This is a genomic window from Psychromonas sp. psych-6C06, from assembly GCF_002835465.1.
GTDB lineage: Bacteria > Pseudomonadota > Gammaproteobacteria > Enterobacterales > Psychromonadaceae > Psychromonas.
Window position 1 is genome coordinate 44,843 of sequence record NZ_PIZM01000007.1, and the last position, 19,737, is coordinate 64,579.

At 40.4% G+C, this 19,737-nt stretch carries 18 protein-coding genes; 5 read left to right on the forward strand and 13 right to left on the reverse strand.

Features of this window, described 5'->3' with window-relative positions; translation table 11 throughout:
* Positions 1–27: 27 nt before the first annotated feature.
* The 3 genes from queG to CW745_RS11205 all read left to right on the forward strand — a co-directional run bounded on the left by queG (position 28) and on the right by CW745_RS11205 (position 2,075).
* Positions 28–1,194, forward strand: a complete 1,167-nt coding sequence (queG, locus tag CW745_RS11195) for a tRNA epoxyqueuosine(34) reductase QueG (RefSeq protein ID WP_193755593.1) — start codon at positions 28–30, stop codon at positions 1,192–1,194.
* A gap of 118 nt (positions 1,195–1,312) precedes the next feature.
* On the forward strand, positions 1,313–1,642 hold the full coding sequence (locus CW745_RS11200) for an antibiotic biosynthesis monooxygenase (protein ID WP_101108769.1): 330 nt from the start codon (positions 1,313–1,315) through the stop codon (positions 1,640–1,642).
* A 46-nt stretch (positions 1,643–1,688) separates the two neighbouring features.
* Entirely contained in the window at positions 1,689–2,075 is a 387-nt protein-coding gene (locus CW745_RS11205; RefSeq protein WP_101108770.1) for a DUF2750 domain-containing protein, read from the forward strand.
* Positions 2,076–2,923: 848 nt separating this feature from the next.
* Here CW745_RS11205 and CW745_RS11210 read toward each other — a convergent pair.
* Complete coding sequence (locus CW745_RS11210) at positions 2,924–3,637, reverse strand: pirin-like bicupin family protein (RefSeq protein ID WP_101108771.1); 714 nt, start codon at positions 3,635–3,637, stop codon at positions 2,924–2,926.
* Entirely contained in the window at positions 3,634–4,581 is a 948-nt protein-coding gene (locus CW745_RS11215) for a glutathione S-transferase family protein (protein ID WP_101108772.1), read from the reverse strand. The genes CW745_RS11210 and CW745_RS11215 overlap by 4 nt, the downstream gene beginning before the upstream one ends.
* A 371-nt stretch (positions 4,582–4,952) precedes the next feature.
* On the opposite strand from CW745_RS11215, the gene CW745_RS11220 reads away from it, so the two are divergent.
* Positions 4,953–5,858 (forward strand): LysR family transcriptional regulator, encoded by a 906-nt coding sequence (locus tag CW745_RS11220; RefSeq protein WP_101108773.1) that lies wholly within the window; start codon positions 4,953–4,955, stop codon positions 5,856–5,858.
* A 27-nt stretch (positions 5,859–5,885) separates the two neighbouring features.
* On the opposite strand, the gene CW745_RS11225 is transcribed toward CW745_RS11220, so the two are convergent.
* From CW745_RS11225 to CW745_RS11270, 10 genes are all read right to left on the reverse strand, one after another.
* Positions 5,886–7,733 (reverse strand): pilus assembly PilX N-terminal domain-containing protein, encoded by a 1,848-nt coding sequence (locus CW745_RS11225; protein ID WP_101108774.1) that lies wholly within the window; start codon positions 7,731–7,733, stop codon positions 5,886–5,888.
* A gap of 517 nt (positions 7,734–8,250) precedes the next feature.
* The gene (locus CW745_RS11230) at positions 8,251–9,990 is read right to left on the reverse strand and encodes a polymer-forming cytoskeletal protein (RefSeq protein ID WP_101108775.1); all 1,740 of its coding nucleotides are present in this window, start codon (positions 9,988–9,990) and stop codon (positions 8,251–8,253) included.
* A 10-nt stretch (positions 9,991–10,000) separates the two neighbouring features.
* Positions 10,001–10,606, reverse strand: coding sequence for a prepilin-type N-terminal cleavage/methylation domain-containing protein (locus CW745_RS11235; RefSeq protein ID WP_193755594.1), 606 nt, complete (start codon positions 10,604–10,606; stop codon positions 10,001–10,003).
* Positions 10,603–11,064, reverse strand: coding sequence for a prepilin-type N-terminal cleavage/methylation domain-containing protein (locus CW745_RS11240; RefSeq protein WP_101108777.1), 462 nt, complete (start codon positions 11,062–11,064; stop codon positions 10,603–10,605). The genes CW745_RS11235 and CW745_RS11240 overlap by 4 nt, the downstream gene beginning before the upstream one ends.
* Positions 11,052–11,537, reverse strand: a complete 486-nt coding sequence (locus CW745_RS11245) for a GspH/FimT family pseudopilin (protein WP_101108778.1) — start codon at positions 11,535–11,537, stop codon at positions 11,052–11,054. The genes CW745_RS11240 and CW745_RS11245 overlap by 13 nt, the downstream gene beginning before the upstream one ends.
* Positions 11,538–11,942 carry a type IV pilin protein gene (locus CW745_RS11250; RefSeq protein WP_274521253.1) on the reverse strand — a complete coding sequence of 135 codons (405 nt, stop codon included), beginning with the start codon at positions 11,940–11,942 and terminating at the stop codon, positions 11,538–11,540.
* Between the two features lie 453 nt (positions 11,943–12,395).
* Positions 12,396–14,006 (reverse strand): pilus assembly PilX N-terminal domain-containing protein, encoded by a 1,611-nt coding sequence (locus CW745_RS11255; RefSeq protein ID WP_193755595.1) that lies wholly within the window; start codon positions 14,004–14,006, stop codon positions 12,396–12,398.
* Positions 14,007–14,282: 276 nt separating this feature from the next.
* Entirely contained in the window at positions 14,283–14,750 is a 468-nt protein-coding gene (locus CW745_RS11260; protein WP_101108781.1) for an FKBP-type peptidyl-prolyl cis-trans isomerase, read from the reverse strand.
* 62 nt (positions 14,751–14,812) lie between these two features.
* The gene (locus tag CW745_RS11265; protein ID WP_101108782.1) at positions 14,813–15,286 is read right to left on the reverse strand and encodes an NYN domain-containing protein; all 474 of its coding nucleotides are present in this window, start codon (positions 15,284–15,286) and stop codon (positions 14,813–14,815) included.
* Positions 15,287–15,564: 278 nt separating this feature from the next.
* Complete coding sequence (locus CW745_RS11270) at positions 15,565–16,851, reverse strand: DEAD/DEAH box helicase (protein ID WP_101108783.1); 1,287 nt, start codon at positions 16,849–16,851, stop codon at positions 15,565–15,567.
* 203 nt (positions 16,852–17,054) lie between these two features.
* On the opposite strand from CW745_RS11270, the gene CW745_RS11275 reads away from it, so the two are divergent.
* Positions 17,055–18,650 carry an ABC-F family ATPase gene (locus CW745_RS11275; RefSeq protein ID WP_101108784.1) on the forward strand — a complete coding sequence of 532 codons (1,596 nt, stop codon included), beginning with the start codon at positions 17,055–17,057 and terminating at the stop codon, positions 18,648–18,650.
* A 249-nt stretch (positions 18,651–18,899) separates the two neighbouring features.
* Here the strand turns inward: CW745_RS11275 and CW745_RS11280 are convergent, their stop codons facing one another.
* Positions 18,900–19,736, reverse strand: a complete 837-nt coding sequence (locus CW745_RS11280) for a hypothetical protein (protein ID WP_101108785.1) — start codon at positions 19,734–19,736, stop codon at positions 18,900–18,902.
* Between the last annotated feature and the right edge of the window lies 1 nt (position 19,737).

The following is a 19,737-nucleotide window of genomic DNA, read 5'->3' on the forward strand; positions in this document are numbered from 1 at the left end:
GGCTCCGTTCTATAAAAAGAGAAAACAATGGTTGAGAAACATACCGCTGGCGATCAAATTGATACTAAGCAGATAGATTTAATTCAGTTAGCTGAAAATATCAAGCTCTGGGGAAAAGCGCTAGGGTTTCAGCAAGTGGGTATCTCAGATATCGATCTCAAACAACATGAAACCGCTTTACAACAGTGGTTAGACAACCAATATCACGGTGAAATGGATTATATGGCGCGCCATGGCATGAAACGTGCGCGACCAGATGAGTTACACCCTGGCACATTAAGGGTTGTTTCAGTACGTATGGATTACTTGCCTGAAAATGCACAATTTGCGCGCACTTTAAAAAACAAAGAAAATGCCTATATTAGCCGTTACGCACTTGGCCGAGATTACCATAAAGTTATGCGTAAACGTCTCAAACAATTAGGGCAAAAAATTGAACATCAGGTGGGTAAACTAGGCTATCGCCCCTTTGTTGATAGTGCCCCTATTTTAGAGCGTCCACTTGCAGAAAAAGCAGGCCTTGGCTGGACAGGCAAGCACTCACTACTTATCGATGCAAAAAATGGCTCGTGGTTCTTTATCGGGGAGTTACTAATTGATTTACCCCTGCCCGTTGATCAACCCGTAGAAGAAAAATGTGGACAATGCGTTGCCTGTCTAAAAATATGCCCTACTCAAGCCATTGTTGCTCCCTATGTCGTTGATGGGCGACGTTGTATCTCCTATCTAACGATTGAATTACAAGGCGCAATTCCGGTCGAGTTTCGTAAAGCGATAGGGAATAGAATATACGGCTGTGACGATTGTCAGCTTATTTGTCCTTGGAATCGCTTTGCTAATGTGACGCAAGAGCAAGACTATCAAGCCCGCCATCAGCTTGAAAAGCAACCTTTACTCGCGCTTTTTGCATGGGATGAAGATACCTTTTTAACCAATACAGAAGGCTCACCGATAAGGCGTATCGGTTATCAACGGTGGCTACGTAATATTGCTGTCGCCTTAGGTAATGCACCGCACAGTGGCGCATTAATAGAAGCATTAAATAAAAAACTCAGCGAGAGTGATTGTGAGCTACTTAATGAACATATTATCTGGGCCTTAGAGCAGCATCAAACACATATTCCTATTATTGAAGATCGACTCAATAGTCGCTTGATTAAAGCAATTGAAAAAGGCTTACCGCGCGATGCTTAACTTTAGGTATAAAAAATCACCTACATCGCTTAATTCCCAGCTATTTAAAGACGACTTCCTTGACATATAAGCTATTGTCTCTAAAGCTTAAGTCAGCTATTTCTATTCAGGAGGATTTATGATCACAGTACTTTTTCGTTGGGATATCAAGCCACAATATGAACAGGCATTTAAAGAGGGTTGGTCGGAAATCATTCATCGCAATATTGAAAAGTATGGAGCATTAGGATCACGTTTGCATAAAACTCATGACAACCAGTGGATCTCTTATAGCCAATGGAGTAGCGAGCAACATTACAAGAATGCACAAAATTGCCAAGATAAACACGAGCAAGCACGTATTAAAATGGTAACAGCGATCCAGAAAAGCTATGAACCGATTATTATGGTACCAATGCTGGACCATCTTCTTGCTAGTGAAACATCCATTCCCCAATTGTTGCCTTAACAAGCGATGAGCGGTAGGCTAACCAAAAACATCACTAGGAAACATAATGAGCAATACACTCACTGAACAACAAGTTAAAGATATTCAGCGTTTAGACGCACAAAAGCGTTATCAATACCTGTTAAAAGAGGTAGTTAAAAACAAGCAAATTTGGCTATTAGTAGATGAGCATGGATGCGTCATGCTCAACAGTGAAGATGAAGACTGTGTGCCTGTTTGGCCTAATCAAGAGTTTGCGTTAGCGTGGGCAACGGAAGAGTGGTCACACTGTAAAGCGGAAGCTATTTCACTAGAGAAATGGCATAACCGTTGGACACATGGGCTTGAAGATGATGAATTAGCGTTAGTGGTATTTCCTGACCAAAACAGTGAAGGGCTGATCTTCTTTCCAGATGAATTTGATTTTGAGCTTAAACAACAGGCAAGAAAGTAACATTTCTATATATCCCTAAAGACTCAGGATTACCTGAGTCTTTGACTCGTTCTCTCGCTCGGCGTAGTAATGCATAACATCCAAATTGTGCTAGAAAAAGTTTATAGCTGTGCAAGATTACCATTTATCTTTTGAAGCATGTTCTGAATATAAAACACTACTAGCCAAGGGCGAAATATGATCTATTCGCCTCTGCTCATCCAGTCAATATTTAACCTTACTTTGCAGTGATTTCGCCTTTCAGCGAGTTACTTTTTCTCAACAGCAAGAAAAAGTAACCAAAAAGTGCCGTTCCACAATATTTTCTAATCTGCTAAAAAGCATCACTTCTTAACGCACTGCATCTGAATACACATCCATGTGCATGCAGATGCTAATGAAATCATCCATGATTTCCTTTGCTAAAGTGATGCTTTTTATCAGGAAAATATAACGGAATTTTTGTGGGTACGCATTGAGTTGTTAAAGTTTATGGGCCAGATCTTTGTTACTTTACAGACAAACAAAGCAATCAAGGTGACACAGATGCCCTCTATTTTTCTTGCTAAGGCAGGATTGCTTAGCAAGTCCCGCCATGGATGGCGGTGCTAGGCTTGATCAGCACAGGGGTGTGCTGTTCAAGCCGGTGCGTTTAAGCAATCAGGTTGCGCAAGACAAAAAAATAGCGGGTCGGCCTTTCTTTTGGTTACTTTTCTTTGGCCGTAAAAGAAAAGTAACTCGCCAAGGGCGAAACACCCTCTAATAAATACTGGAAACTAAAAATTTTAACTCGAAAATTGTGTATAAGAGACAACGCAGAGCGTGAGAACGAGTTATAAAAGACTCAGGTTTTTCCTGAGTCTTTCATTTTAAGGGGTATCTATCAGCAACAATTCACAATCAGTGATTGCACTAATTGTCAGCGTTTTTACATTGGTCACCTCGGCACCATCCCCTTTCCTTAAAACCACCTGCTCACTGCCATCTATAATGCTAAACTCCCCCTGCGAAGCTAGCAGATAAGCTTGTTGGTCGATAGTGTGCTCAATAACACTGCCTTTTTTTAATACGCCTGCATAAATACGCGCATGTTGATAAATTGAAAGTAGCTTTGCGTTGCCTTGATCTTGCTCATAACCAGAAACCAATAGCGTCAATTGCTCAACATTATCACGCGTCGGAAAAGGCAAAGTTTGCCAACGTGGTTTAACATTGTGCACATTAGTTTCTATCCATATTTGATATAAGGTTAACGGCTCAGTTCCCAAATTATATTCCGCATGGACAATACCAGATCCCGCACTCATCACTTGTACTTCGCCAGCTCTGGTGACGCCTTTATTGCCTTCGCTATCTTGATGAGAAATTTCACCGCTTCTAACGTAAGTAATGATCTCCATGTTACGATGCGGGTGTGCATCAAAGCCATACCCCGCTTTAATAATGTCATCATTAATGACGCGTAATTTACCAAATCCCATTCGCTGCGGATTATAATAATCCGCAAAACTAAAATGAAAACGGCTACTCAACCAGCCGTGCTCACCACGCCCTAATTGCGCAGAAGAGATCTTTTTTATCATAACGCTTCCCTGTTGTGGGCTTGATTAAAATCAACCCAAGGCCCAGCGGGAATAATACGTGTCGGATTTATCATATCGTGGCTGTAATAATAGTGCGTTTTAATATGCTCAAAATTCACTGTTTCAGCAACGCCTTCAATTTGATACAACTCTCGTAAATAGCCACTAATATGTTTAAAACTCGCTAAGGTCTGACGGTTACATTTAAAATGTCCATGATAAACGGCGTCAAAGCGAATCAAGGTTGTAAACAGGCGCCAATCTGCCTCTGTGATTTGCTCACCAACTAAATAACGTTGTTGTGATAAACGAAGCTCTAACCAATCTAATCGCTCAAATAAGCGATGGTATGCGCTTTCATAGACCGCCTGAGACGTCGCAAACCCCGCTTTATAAACGCCATTATTGATATCATCATAGATAAATTGATTCACCTCATCGATTTCACTCTGTAATGGATCAGGATAATAATCATCGTGATTATCCGTTAGTTGGTTAAACGCACCATTGAGTATACGAATTATCTCACTCGACTCATTATTAACAATAGTCTGCGTTTTTTTGTCCCACAATACCGGCACAGTAACACGCCCTTGGTAGTTTGAATCGCCTTTTAGATAGATTTCATACATCTGCTTTAGCTGGTAAAGATCATCTCCTTTTTCTGCAAATGACCAGCCTTTATTAAGCATTTCAGGCTCAACAACCGACACAGAAATAATGCCAGTTAGCCCCTTAAGTTGACGAAATATCAATGCACGATGCGCCCAAGGGCAAGCGAGTGACACATAAAGATGATAGCGCCCCGCTTCTACCTGATAAGGATTATTTGCTTGGTTATTAATTGAACCTCGATAAGCACTGTCTTGGCGTACAAATTGTCCATCGCTATTTTTTGTGTCATACCATTTATCAACCCACTGTCCATCTATAATTAATCCCATTTCACACTCCTTTAAGTCACCATAGATATACCCATGTTACCTCAAGATGCTTTGTCAGGTACAAGCTCGAATAGCAATGCAAGGCGTAACCTGAGGGAATTGTTATTCACTTTTCAAAGGTTACAACGCAGTAGTGCTGTTCGAGCTTGCGCCCCGTAGGGCAAGTCAAATTGCACCAATCTGCGTTGTTATAAAATATCGATGTAGAATAACTATACTTCAATTTTATGCCTAGCATCTTGGCACCATTTGTCTTGCTGACTTTGCATCTTGAAGTATCATGGGTATACAGTATACAAATTGCTTATTTTTTAATAAGCCATTAAATTAAAGGTATCTATTCAGTTTTTTTGAACAATAAAGAGAGCCAAATGCAAAACTTGCCCATTACCTTAGAAGCGATCACTGTCTTAGATGCCATCGAGAAACGTGGTAGCTACGCAGCGGCTGCCGAACAGCTGAATAAAGTGCCTTCAGCTCTTTCTTACATCGTACAAAAACTTGAAGAGCAGTTGCAGGTCACCATTTTTCAAAAACAGGGGCGACGCTCCGTATTAACACCAGCGGGTAAGAACCTATTGATTGAAGGACGAATCATTTTAGAAGCGGTACAACGATTGGCAGAAAAAACGCAAACCATCTCTAATGGTTGGGAGCCCAAAATTAATATTGCCATTAGCTCTATTTTGCACTGCGATAGTATTTTCATAATATTAAAACAATTTTTAGATCAGCACCCGAGTATCGAAATGGATATCAGCGAGGAGATAATGAATGGTGCTTGGGAGGCTTTAGTGGATGATCGCGTTGATATGATCATTGGCTCTTCCGGAGAAGTACCAAAACAAAAAGGGATACAAACACAACCACTGTGCATTTTTGACCGTGTTTTTGTAGTGAGTCCAGATCACCCTTTAACACAGGTTGCCCAACCTATCGGTCACGACATTATTGCGCAACATCGTGCCGTTGTCGCCCATGATACGGCAAGACAATGGATAACCCAGACGCATTCAGTGATCAGTAAAGATAACTATTTTTATGTACCGAGTGTGGAATATAAGCTGCGTGCACAACTGCAGGGCATCGGCTGTGGTTTTTTACCGCGTTCACGAGTACAAAAGTACCTCGACAGTGGGCAACTTGTTGAATTGACGCTTGACCCAGTGTTATGCCCAGTCCCCCTTTACCTAGCATGGAAAACCGTAAACAGGGGCAAGGCGTTACAAACAGTGAGAGAGATGTTAATCGCACAAAAGGCGAATATACATTGTTGAGTATATCCGCCTTTAATAGCTAAACAATTAATTTTCAGGGTAATAATAATACACATTAGTGTATAACGATGGCCCACTGTTAATCGGCAGTCTCGACTCTCCTGCTAAGCTTTCATCATAATGTAAGCCACCATCGCCGGAAACAAGCACTGTTTTTCCACGTACTGAGCCCATGAATTCGCCACTCGCTTTTACTGCAACATGCCCCTTTGGCGCATAAACAGTTGCCGCCATATCTGTGCTTTGAATATCTACAGCTAAATCTTCGAATTCATCTTCCGTACCGGAAGGATTATCGTTCGAGTTGTAGGTAGAGTAAATGGCTAATGGTGAGCCACTTTTAGGCTTTGGATCATCGGAGGTAGATGCAACATATTGCACCTGTGTGCCTGTTTTCGTCTCCATTTTTCCCATTACAATCAAGGTTAACGAACTCCCCTCTTCGACATTAATCGCAGCTGCACGCGTTACATAATCGTCATTTTCTGTGATTCGATATCCCTCTGAGTCAACACGATTATTGTTATCATCAACAAGATATGTTTCACCACCAGCAGTATGGGAGCTATAGGTACCATCTGCACTTTCGCCTTTCTGCTTTGTGCCAGTTACTCCGGCAGAGCCAAGTAAAAAGTCTCCCTTAACAACAATCACCACATCTTTATCACCTTTGATGGTCATATCTCGACCATTTAAGGTAAAATTATCAAAGACATGCGCTTTTTTACTATTACCTAAAACATTCACCGAGACTGCATTCTTAGTTTCCAACTGGTTAGTGTCTGCGTCCCAAATATGTGCTGAGTTCTGTGTAAATTCATAAGCTTGACCATCAGGAATATTACTTAGGAAATCACCATTACTGGCGAAATTTTGATAGTTTAAAACTTCACTGGCAATATCGCGTACATCACATTCACCGACATCGATATCAGGCGCAGCAAGGCTATAATCTTGCTCATATTCGCCTGCATGGGTACTTTCTTCACCCGACATACTGCCATTTTCACCATAGATAACTTTACCGGTACGCTCGCCATCGGTAATACCAACTTGGCTGGTATTTGAAGCGACGCCCATTACCGATGCATTACCCGTTACCGTATTGGTATTTGCGTCAAAGTTACCGCCAGTAGCAACATTGCCCGTTACCGCATACGCAAAAGGAGAATCCGCAGCTTTACTTGCAAAGGTGACATTTTGCTTAGCACTAATGTTTCCCACAACGGATGAAGATCCATTCATATTAAAATTACCGGTGGCCTTAACGTTGCCCCAAACTGGCGCACTACCACTTAGGTTAATATCTTTATTATCAGTTAACGTCGAGACGGTCGCCCTAGCATTTTTGTTGTTTTTTAATACCCCATCCACTGTCACTTCACTGTTATATGCGCCTAAGCTTGAATCAAAGCTATCAACATGACCACTACCTTTGATAACAACGCCATCACAACCAACTACGGCATCATTATTAATAATATCTTCACCGGGAAGCTTAGCCAGAATTTCAGCCTTTAAATAGGCCGTTGCGCCGTGGTACATGCCAGTGCTCATTAGTTTATAGGTACGATCCTGCTCCGTGATCACAACATCAATAAAGTCGTTATCAGTAAATAAAGATTCAATGTGGCTTTTTACATCTTCAGCGCTAGGGGCAGAGCTTACCGTGGCGGCAGCATAAGTTGATTTAATATAAGCAAAACTGTCGAAAATTCCTTTTTCTGCTTTCAAGCGAGCATTAAGTTCTTTTTGTTGATTACCACCAATACGCTCTTGTAACTTGCTCTCTTGAATAGAGTTCATTGCTAACACGCTGGCAATAGTCGTGATCAGTAACACTGAAATAAGGACAAAACCTTGGAAATTTTTCATGCACACTCCTTATGCGTTGATAAGCAACTAACAAACTTTCATCCTGAATTTTTATTTAGTTGATTAAGCAGTTATTCTTTTGGAAAGGTATATAACGGTCAAATTATAACCTTTATTCGATAGACTAATAACCGAGAAATGCAATCGTTATATCGATTTTATTTTTGACTTTTTGAGTGTTTTGTAAGCGGTTGTTTAGAAAGGAAGGATTATTTGTTTTTGGAAAAGGTATAAAATTTATCAGGTATAAAAAAGATACAAATAGAAGGGTGAATATCTGTTCCGTTAATTTTATATTAAAAGATAACGCTTACGTGTTGGGGTATAATTTGATGAATTAAATAATATAAATATCAATTCTTAAATTTATGCTCGCCTTATGAATAACCTATAACTACGAGCAAATCTTCGAGATAATAACCTAAGAAAAGCATTATCTCGAAGAGCCTTAAATTGCCGGTATTACTCGGACAACTAATTACATATCAAAGTCACAAGCATATAATTCCAATAAAGCTTAATTGTAATAATAGTATGCAGATAAGTATTTTACTTTTGATGGGTCAGGGGGATCGCCACGCTCAGGAAGGCCAAGAGCCTCATCATAATGCACTCCGCCAGTTCCTCGAACATCAACAGCTTTACCACGAACAGAGCCCATTAATTTACCAGAGCCATTAACACTTACATACCCTAATGGTGCATAAATTTTTGCATACATTGCCGAATCACCAGCAAAAACAAATGCAGCATCAACATTTTGTTCCGTGCCACCAGAGCCTGAATTATATGAATCTGCGCGCGTTCCTGAACTATCATAAGATGAATAGATAGAAAGCGGTGCTCTGCTACCATTATGTACTTTTGACGCATTAGGAAATATAGTTGCATCACTTCCGATGGTCACTTTACCTTTCGACACAATAGTTAAAGAGCTGGTAGACTCTGCACCAGAAGCAAATTTAAAACCAGACTGCCCACCAAAAAGTGATATATCCCCCTCCACTATTAAGGTTACATCACCTTTTATCTCTAACTGAGTATTTACTAGCTCTAGTGATTCCAATACATAAACTTTCTCATTAATAGCGAGTTCTTTGCTATCAAGCGCAGTTAGATTCATTTCTGAAGTATATACCGGTGTTGTTACAAGGTTATTATCACTGTCACGAGTAAACACCTCACCTGTTCTACCATCTGCATCGATCACACTATCTGTTAACTTCATGGTGCCACCAGATGGCCCAGAAACAGCAGCAACCGCAGTAGGCTTATTAGTATTTTCATCTATCGCACGGACAACAGCGCTAATACCTTTCGGGTCACAGCTCTGTTTAGAAGCAGGAGGTGTTTTTTCTGCAACGCCAGAAACATTATTGTGGCCAAAATCATATGTAGATGGAGTTGGATCAGCTCCTCCAGACTGCACCAGTAAATCGCCACCATAGCTTACATTACCATCTACAATGGGGGATCCAGTATGGGTTAAATTTCTACCTGAATTGAGGGTACCTTCGATATGTCCGCCAGTTATATGTGCCGACTCTCTAGCATTGACATTACCAGTAATAGTTGCCTCTTTAGTGGTTATATTTTTTTGTGCAGTAAGGTTACCAGTCACATTTGCGCCAGAACCTCCGGGAGTCGTTCCAATTGAGCCATTGGAATCAATATTACCTTTTACGGTACCTGCATTTAGAGTGACATCAGCATCTGAATTTACCGTTGCGATCCCTCCGTTGTTTCCGGCATTATTTTCATCATAAGCTCCTGGATTATCTGCTGAATTGTAACTGTCTACTACACCATTATATAGGCCTACACCTTCACAACCAACAATTGCATCTTTAAAAGGACTCGGCGGTATAATTTCACTTGCATCAATCTCTGCGATCATTAATGCTTCAGCGCCATGTATTGTACCTTTGCTCTTGAAAGTAAAAATATCTGCATGCTCTGATGCATCCAAAATAGTAATTAAGCCTTCTTCATGATTGATATACCCAGTATTCCCATTATTCAGAGCATTAATCATATCGTTAGTATCTACACTATTTGACATAGCAACTTGAATATATTTAAAGCTCTCAAAAATACCTTTTTCCGCAAGTAATCTCGCATTCATCTCTTTCTGTTGATTACCACCAATGCGCTCTTGTAGCTGATTGCCTTTGATTTCAGAAAAGGCGTAAAAGGTAGCAATAGAGGTGATCAATAATACAGAAATCAGCACAAATCCATTTTGAGATTTTTTCATTGTTCTTTCCTTATAAACTGGTATTGCTTGCGTTCGATACTCCTGCATCGATTAAAATCCGTTGACGCATCGCAAGGCTAAATTTAAATCCATTTGTAGCCATATCTCCCGGCATTCCTTTTATTGCCAGAGCGATATACACACCTTTTTTATTACCCGTCGCTAACGAAGCTGAAATATTGGTCACATCAAGCGCAACCAGTTCTTCAACTGATACTAATGTTGCAGCGCCAGCACTTGCTTTACCTACTGTATGGCAATATAAGTTGTCATCTACAATTTTAAATGTATCTTTTGCACCTGAATATTGTCGCTCGCCTAAGCAACCATAAAAAATATTGTTATCCGCTTCACTACCATAGGTAACGATCAATTCACGGTCAGTGCCATTCGCCCCTGATAGCGCCAAACCATAACCTTGACGCACAGAGCGAGACATTAAATAGTGTGCAGTGCGCAAAGATTCCTGTGCCGTCGAGAGGTCCTGAGAGGCCTTTATACTGTCTCGTAATGAACTATATACCGATGCACAGGCAAAAATAAGTGTCAAGCTGATAACCATCGCAATCAGTAATTCAACAAGACTAAAGCCGGCTTGTCTTTTTGCATAAATCATAAACATAGCCCCGAAAAATCTGGGAAGTTAACATCTAACTGAACGCGATCATTTTCAAGCACACTGTCAAAATTTTTGTCATTCCAAAAGACTAAAATAGAGTCCTGCAGCAAAAGTTCATCTAACGGCGCAGTCTTACTGCCATCAAATACAGTGTAATTACTATTAACACTCGCTAAGCTAGCTCGCCAGTCATTATAAAATGCTGTATATATCGCCTTGCCTGCAGGGCTAGTTCTTCCTCCGGCCTGTTCAATTTCACACAGATTTTGCCATGTTTTATCGATCAAGGTATTTGCTTCAATCGTCGCTAAGGTGTAATTAAAACTAGATTGCGATGAACGAAGAATATTCAACTCGAGCATGACTAGTCCCAATACAGCAACCCCTGCAATAAACATTGAGATAAGCACTTCAAATAGGGTAAAACCCTCTTGTTTTTTATTTAAAAATTGCATGATTGAAGAGACTCATAGCTTTGGCCATTTTTAAGAATACAGAGGTATTGCGCATTACTATTTCTAGTATCAAACACCCTAAATGCCTGGTTAGCTGTAATTGTTCCTCGTGCAGTAACAGTAACAGTGCTGCCTGTAATATCAATTTCCGAAGACTTTACAGCAGGATAATCTACTAAATGATTATTCGGTTCGCCTTGAGGATAAACGATCCACCCGCCATCCCAATCACTGCCACCTCCGGCACCAAAACTCTGCATTACCATCGAATGTGATGTTTTTATTGCTTCTGCTCGGGCAAAACGATAAGCATTATACAGATTATTATAGGCATCATTAAACTGACCTTGCTGGACAAACTTGTTGTAACTTGGCACTCCAACAGCGGTCAAAATTCCAATAATGGCCAGTACGACTAAAAGCTCGACCAACGTAAAACCTGAAGGCAGTTTTTTAATAAGTCGGCGTCTCATTTACCAACACTCCCTAATATCTGCATCAAGTAGTGAGGTGTCTTTGACTTTAATCAGCCCAGATTGTGTTAACCTCATTATCCCGCATTCATCAGATGCTTGATTGGTTCTCGCTTTAGGTGTTGCTTTAATTTCATATTCTTTTTCATTAGGATCACGAGTCAAAGTGATTTCATAAGTACTGGGAATCTCAACGCCAGTCGCAATAGCAGAGCTTGGATAACTATTCTGACGCGCATATTGACGTTCAGCAATGAGAGACATTTTAGTCATTGCCATTTTAGCATCAAGGCGATTCGATTTACGGATATGTGCTTGGTATGAGGGTAGTGCGATGCCCACAAGAATGCCGATAATCGCAATGACAATCAACATTTCAATTAATGTAAAACCTTTATTTTTCATTGTATTAATAAACCCATTCATCCATTGAATTATCGCTTAACCGCTTGTTAAGCTTATTTTTTTAAGTTGGTACTTTATTTATCAACAATATTAATATTGACGAGTACTCTATAGTTATAATAAAAATTTAGTAGCTCAATAATACAGCATAAACAAGCTCAAAAATGAGGGGCTATTCATTTTTTTTAAAATATGCTAATTAATTGATGCAGTTTAGTTAATGACTATTAACGTTTTTAACCAAATAGTAATGAACAAATAGAGACAATGTAGGCTAGTAGTTCATGCTCAGAATGGGGAGTGAAAAAAGGACGTAATCAACTACCTAAAAGGAGGTGGCGAATAACTATGGTAATTATAGATTATTCGCCTAGCATTGTAAGAGATCTGCCTGCAATCATTTATTCTTACCTCAGACTAGTCACAAATCTTTAATGCGGCTGGTCTGTTAGGTTAATTAGGGTAGTGGTAATAAATAGCAGCAAACTTTGTAATATCCTGACTATTACTGCTTTCTTGGCCAACATGCTTTAATGCTTCATCGAAATGTATTGCTCCAGCACCAGAAATATCGATATATTTCCCTTCAAGCGCCCCCATCATCGCACCACTGGCCGCATATTCGACACGCCCAAGTGGCGCATAAACTTTCGCGTACATATTAGCAGCACCATCTAAAAACACGGCATTTTTATTAGCATTATTACCTTTACTTTCATAGGAAGAGTAAATAGTAAGCGGAACCTTTTTATTGACCGAATCCACGACTGCATTAGCAAAGACTGAAGTATCACTGCCAATATCAACCGTGCCTTCACTTAAAATAGTTAATGAGCTGTTGGTATCACCATCATTAAAGCGGAAACCAGTCTCTCCTCCTGTAGTGGTTAATTCACCCTTGACCATAATGGTGACATCACCAGTGATAGTCACCATCGTATTTTTCATTTTGACACTATCAAAAACATACACCTCTTTACTTCCTTGCCAAAGCTCAGAAGTTAAGGAGGTTGGATAAACGGTAACCAACTCGTTTGTGGTGTTAGTTTCATCAAAGACTTGTGCACTCATTTCGCTGAATTCTAACTGTGCAAGCTCACCACCATGTGCAGTACTCAAATTTGATTTCACATGCCCAGAGGTCGTTGTGGGCATTGCATTTGCAATATCTTTCTCATTGCATTTATGAGAGGCCATCATCGGCGCGACAGGGCTAGCGTCGTTCACGGTGCCTGAAAACATTGCGATATCGTAAGAGTCATATTGCTTAGTTAAGTTACCAGCATAATTAAGTGCGCCCGTTGTCGTTGCAGAGTCATTTAATTTAAAATTACCAGTTATATTAACATTACCTGAATCTGGATCAGTAAGCTTGCCAATCGATCCTCCCATAATAGTTGCATTTTGACCGACACTGACGTTTCCATGTACCGTCGCCTGCGCTAAGTTTAAATCCTTGCTGGCATTAATATCGCCACCAATGGTTGTAGAGCCACTTTGAGTAATCGTACCATTAACAGTAAGATCGCCCTTAAGGTTGGTCCCACCGTGAATACCGACATCACCATTTATGCTAACTACATCGGCATTACTTGTTGCACTTAATGCACTATAACTGCCATTACGGGAATCAAAACTATCAATCAAACCGCCACCCGTTAATGACACACCATCGCAGGCAACTACCGCACCACCGTTACCTAAAGCTGCGGTACCATTTTCTATCAAAACTTCCGCTTTTAGGTAAGCCGTTGCGCCATGATATTGCCCTTTACTTGTTATTAGTAATGTATTAGCCGTTGCGCCAAAATCTGCACTCAACAGATAATGACCAACTTCACTTTGCCCACTGATCAGCGACTTTATCTGTGCTAATGTTTTATCATTATTTTGTTGCTGTTTAATAAACTGGTAACTATCAAACACACCTTGTTCTGCTTTAGCCCGCGCATTGATCTCTTTTGCTTGATTACCTGCAATACGCTCTTGTAAGCGGTTTTCACCGATTGCAGATAAAGCAACAAAAGTTGAAATGGTAGTGATAATAAGGACTGAAATCAGCACGAATCCCTGCTGCTTTGATCTCGTTGACATATTAACCTTCTAATATTTTTATGTTTTTTATTTCAATGTACTAGCAAGTAACCTTGCAAAGTGTGCGATTTTATAATTTAGCAATATTACGTAAAAACAGAGTCAAAGGCAGTAATGAATTTGTAACAATAGGCAAGTTTTGGGTGAGATATTAGAAGCTGTCACAATAAAAAAATATTTGTGAAAATAATTTGTTTTATACAAAAAACAGTCTACGCCCCTCGAAGTGTTAAGGGGCAAAATGGATTAATTGATGCTGAAAAGCTCTACATCAAAGATTAATAGTGAGCCCGCTGGAATAGCGCCTACACCACTATTACCATAGGCAAGTGAGCTCGGGATATAGAAACGATATTTATCTCCCACAACCATTAGCTGTAATCCTTCCGTCCAGCCTTTTATCACTTGATTCAATTTAAATGAGATGGTTTTATCGCGCTCTACAGAGCTATCAAATACACTACCATCAATTAAGGTACCGTGATAATGGACCGTTACTTTACTCTTAGCAGTGGGGTGAACAGATCCGTCACCTTTACTTAATATCTCATACTGCAAACCAGATTCGGTTGTGTGCACCCCTTCTTTTTGACCATTTTCAGCCAAAAATTCAACGCCAATTTGAATATTTTGCGGTGCATTTTTACTGGCCATAAAATTTTTGAAAAGAAAAAATAAGCCAACTAATATCAGCCCAACAATAACTACTTTCAATGTATTCACCTTTTAAATTAAATAAACCACCACTCTACTAAATTTACAGAAAAATGGATATGTTAAAGCAACAGTTCTCTGTCTATGGCATGAAAATAAGTACATGAATCAATCAGCGATTTAGAGGTTAGCTGTGGCACACCATAAGCCTCCGTTTGTACCGAAAATCGTTGCTTTACATTATCAAGTAAAATAGCAAAATCACCATCGCCCGATAACAAAATAATAGTATCCACTTGCATCGCTATTTCCATAATGTCAATGGTAATGCCGACATCCCAATCACCTTTGGCTGTGCCGTCGCTACGCTGAATGTAGGGCTTTAGCTTGACCGTAAACCCCAAGTGTTTAAGCATATCTTGAAATTTTTTCTGTTGGTTATCGCCTTTATCAATGGCATAAGCAAAAGCATGGGTTATCTCGCCCTGCGATTGTATCCTTTGCCATAACTTGCGGTAATTAAATTGTTTGCCGTAGGCTTGCCGCGAGGTGTAATAGATATTTTGAACGTCGGCGAAAATTGCAATTTTTTTCATTGAAGTGCTAGCCTCTCATTGTGAACCTCAATCATGCCAGAAGGCGATAAAAAAAGCCCCCAATAAACAAGGTTATTAGAGGCTAATAGTATCTGTTGCTAATAGCAGTGAAATTTAGAAAGTGATCTCGTATTACATAGGAAAAATTACGTAGGAAAAATTTAAACTACCAAGGTGTGAGATGCACAAGTTAGTTGTTCTCCCTTGAAGACCCACAACACAGGTAGTGTAAATTTTAACAAGTAAGACTGATCAGCTTTTTAATTCTTTTGCTATAACTACCCACCCACAAAGTTATTTCGTGGGCTACGCTGCTTGTGACGACTTCCAGTGCCAGCACCAGAGCGAACACCATCTGCATGGCCCACTTTAGGCTTTTTCGGCTTTTTAGGTTTCGGTGCGCGTGTATCTAGCACAGATGGTGGCAGTGGTGTACCCGGTTCAAAACCCGCTACCGTTTTACGTGGAATCACTTTTTTAATTAGCTTTTCAATATCTTTAAGCAGTTTAAACTCTTCGTTACACACCAATGAAAGTGCTTGCCCGAAATTACCTGCGCGCCCCGTACGGCCAATACGATGCACATAATCTTCACTGACATGCGGAAGGTCGAAGTTAACAACTTGTGGGAGTTGATCAATATCGATACCACGGGCTGCAATGTCGGTTGCCACTAAAACGGTGATCTGCCCCTCTTTAAAAGCAGCTAATGCTTTGGTACGTGCGCCTTGACTCTTATTACCATGAATAGCAGCAGCACGAATGCCACGCGCTTCAAGCTGTTTGACTAAACGGTTAGCACCATGTTTGGTTTTTGAAAAGACTAATACCTGTTTCCAGTCGTTTTCTTTAATTAAGGTCGTTAATACGATCGATTTTTTAGTTTTATCAACTTCGTAAATAAACTGTGTGACACTCTCGGCAGTAGTATTACGTGGGCTTACTGATATTTCTACAGGGTTGTTGACCAAACCTTTGGCAAGCTGGCGAATATCTGGCGAAAACGTGGCCGAGAAGAGTAAATTTTGTCGCTTTTTAGGTAAGAAACCGATGATACGTTTGATATCATGAATAAAGCCCATATCTAACATGCGATCCGCTTCATCTAAAATCAATACTTCAAGTTGCTTAAAACGTACTGCGTTTTGGTTATACAGATCTAATAAACGTCCCGGAGTTGCCACTAGCACGTCAACACCTCGGCGAAGCAGTTGCATTTGCGGATTAATCTTCACACCACCAAAAACAACCGCACTACGTAGTGGTAAATTTTGACCATAGTTTTTAACGCTATCATGTATCTGTGCAGCCAACTCTCGAGTCGGCGTTAAAATCAACACTCGTACTTGATTGGATTTTGCAGCTTCACCATCAATAAGGTTAGCTAATAAAGGTAAAGTGAATCCCGCTGTTTTACCCGTTCCCGTTTGCGCGGCTGCCATCACATCTTTTCCCTGTAAAATAACAGGAATTGCTTGTGCTTGAATAGGTGAAGGCTCTGTATAGCCTTGTTCTTTAACCGCGCGCAGTAGCGTTTCAGGTAAACCTAGGGAGTCAAAACTCATAAATAAATCTCTTTGTAAAATGGGTGTACAGGTGACATTAATGGCTAAATTTTAGCAATTAATCACAGGTACAAAGCAAATAATCGCGTAGCTTACAGCAAAGCGCCGATTAGATGTGATTTAAATCACCATTGCTCTATAAATAATCAATTTGATCGGTATAATGCCATTTTTTATTATTAACCCCATTTAGGAAGATTGCCTTGCTTAGTACAAACAACATCACCATGCAGTTTGGTGCAAAACCACTTTTTGAAAATATCTCTGTTAAATTTGGCACAGGAAATCGTTATGGTTTAATCGGTGCAAATGGATGTGGTAAATCAACATTCATGAAGATCTTAACCGGTGATCTTGAGCCAAGTGCGGGTAATGTCAGTAAAGATCCAAATGAGCGTATTGCTAAACTTCACCAAGATCAGTTCGCCTTTGAAGAATACACAGTACTAGACACTGTTTTAATGGGCCACAAAGAGATGTGGGCCGTTATGAATGAACGTAACCGCATCTATTCTTTGCCAGAGATGAGTGAAGAAGAGGGGATGCAGGTTGCTGACTTAGAAACTGAATTCGCAGAGATGGACGGTTATACTGCCGATTCGCGTGCAGGGGAAATTCTACTTAGCGTTGGTATTCCACTGGAACAACATTACGGTTTAATGTCTGAAGTAGCACCGGGTTGGAAACTACGTGTATTACTGGCACAGGTACTTTTCTCAAACCCAGATATCATGTTACTCGATGAGCCAACCAATAACTTGGATATCGACACTATTCGTTGGTTAGAAACAGAATTGAATGCACGCCAATGTACAATGGTTATCATCTCGCATGACCGTCACTTCTTAAACTCTGTTTGTACCCATATGGCAGATATCGATTACGGTGAGCTTCGTTTATTCCCGGGTAACTACGATGAGTACATGACGGCAGCAACACAAGCGCGTGAGCGTTTATTAAATGAAAATGCTAAGAAAAAAGCGCAACTTTCTGAGTTACAAGACTTTGTTAGCCGTTTCTCTGCAAATGCTTCAAAAGCGAAACAAGCGACTTCACGTGCTAAACAGATGGATAAAATTCAACTTGAAGAAGTTAAAGCATCAAGCCGTGTTAACCCTTATATCGTCTTCAAACAAGAGAAGAAGCTTTTCCGTAACGCATTAGAGATGGAAAATGTCGCACAGGGTTTTGACACAACATTGTTTAAAGACTTAAACATCATGATTGAAGTGGGTGAGCGTGTTGCTATTATCGGTCAAAATGGTGTTGGTAAAACGACGTTATTACGTACATTAATGGGCGAAATCGAAACAAAAGCGGGTGAGTTCAAATGGTCTGAAAACGCGAACTTAGGTTACTATGCACAGGATCACGCCTACGCATTTGAAAAAGATCAAACACTCATGGAGTGGATGGCGCAATGGATGAAAGAGGGTGACGACGAACAAGCCGTTCGTGGAACACTCGGTCGTTTATTGTTTGGTTCAAACGATATCGGCAAATCGGTTAAAATCATCTCTGGTGGTGAGCAAGGCCGTATGTTGTTTGGTAAATTAATGATGGATGCGCCAAACATCCTGTTAATGGATGAGCCAACCAATCACTTGGATATGGAATCAATCGAGTCATTAAACTTAGCCCTTGAAAACTATGAAGGTACGCTGTTGTTTGTTTCTCATGATCGTGAGTTTGTATCATCACTAGCTACTCGTATCATCGAAATCAAAGAAGATAAAGTCGTTGATTTCCAAGGTACTTATGCAGAATACTTAGCAAGCCAAGGTATTGTAGAGGGTTAAACCTCGCGGTCTAATAGCTGCCAGCTTTTAGCTGTCAGCTGTTAGACAAACTCAAAGACTCCCCTTTCAGCTTTCAGCTTTCAAGCATTCTAACTTTCCAGCCCCTAAGCCTTCCAGCCCCTAAGCCTTCCAGCTTACAGCCTTCAAACCTTCCAGCCCCTAAGCCTTCTAGCTTTCAAGCCTTCTAACTTTCCAGCCCCCAAACCTTCCAGCTTACAGCCTTCTAGCTTTCAAACCTTCCAGCTTCTTTTACTCCTGCTCCTGTGCCTTAGAAACATAAAAGTACTGCACATCATTGCTCCATAACTGTAAAAATTTACGTTTTTTATCTTTACTCTGAATGCATTTAGCAAAAATAATAAACCCCGCCCCTTCGAGATCACGTGGCTCCTGTATATCAAAGCGCGATAAAAGTGCCTGTCGATATTTACTGATAGGGATAGAAACAGTGCGCTCTTCCGCAGGGTTTAACCAATTTAAGGTTTTATCGGCATCCGCGATGGTGCCCCAATACATTCTTGGTGCACCATTATCAGTAGGCTGTGCATCATTGACATGAATAAATAGATTCTTGGCACGCCATTTATGTGTTTCACTGGTATATACCCACACATCAGAAGTTGCCAGTGAACTACCCCGTAATAAACTCACTAGCAGTTTTTTAAGTCCCTGCTTATTGACCCTAATTTCAGCTTGTTGCTTTACTGTACTTAAAGCGGGTGTGGTTTTGATGCTTGCTGTAACGCTCGATTCAGTGTCTCGTTTTTTGCTAATGGGCGCACTAAAGTCTATCTGTAAGGCATCGCCTTCAAGCAATAGGTTTTCCACCTCAGCGACCTGTTTTTCTTCTTCGCTTTTACGTTTTGAGGGGTTAAATTCAGCACAGTCGGGCAAATGATAGCGACTACCAAAACAAGCTTGTTTTCCATCTCGCGATGCTTTTCTAAAATATGCTTTCTGCCGGCAAACCGGGCAAGATAATGTGTAACGTAATCGGTCTATTTCACTTTCTGGCAATGTTTTAAATTCAAAAATGGAGAAGACTTTTTCACTGTTTTCGTCAATAACACAAATTGCATCCAGCATA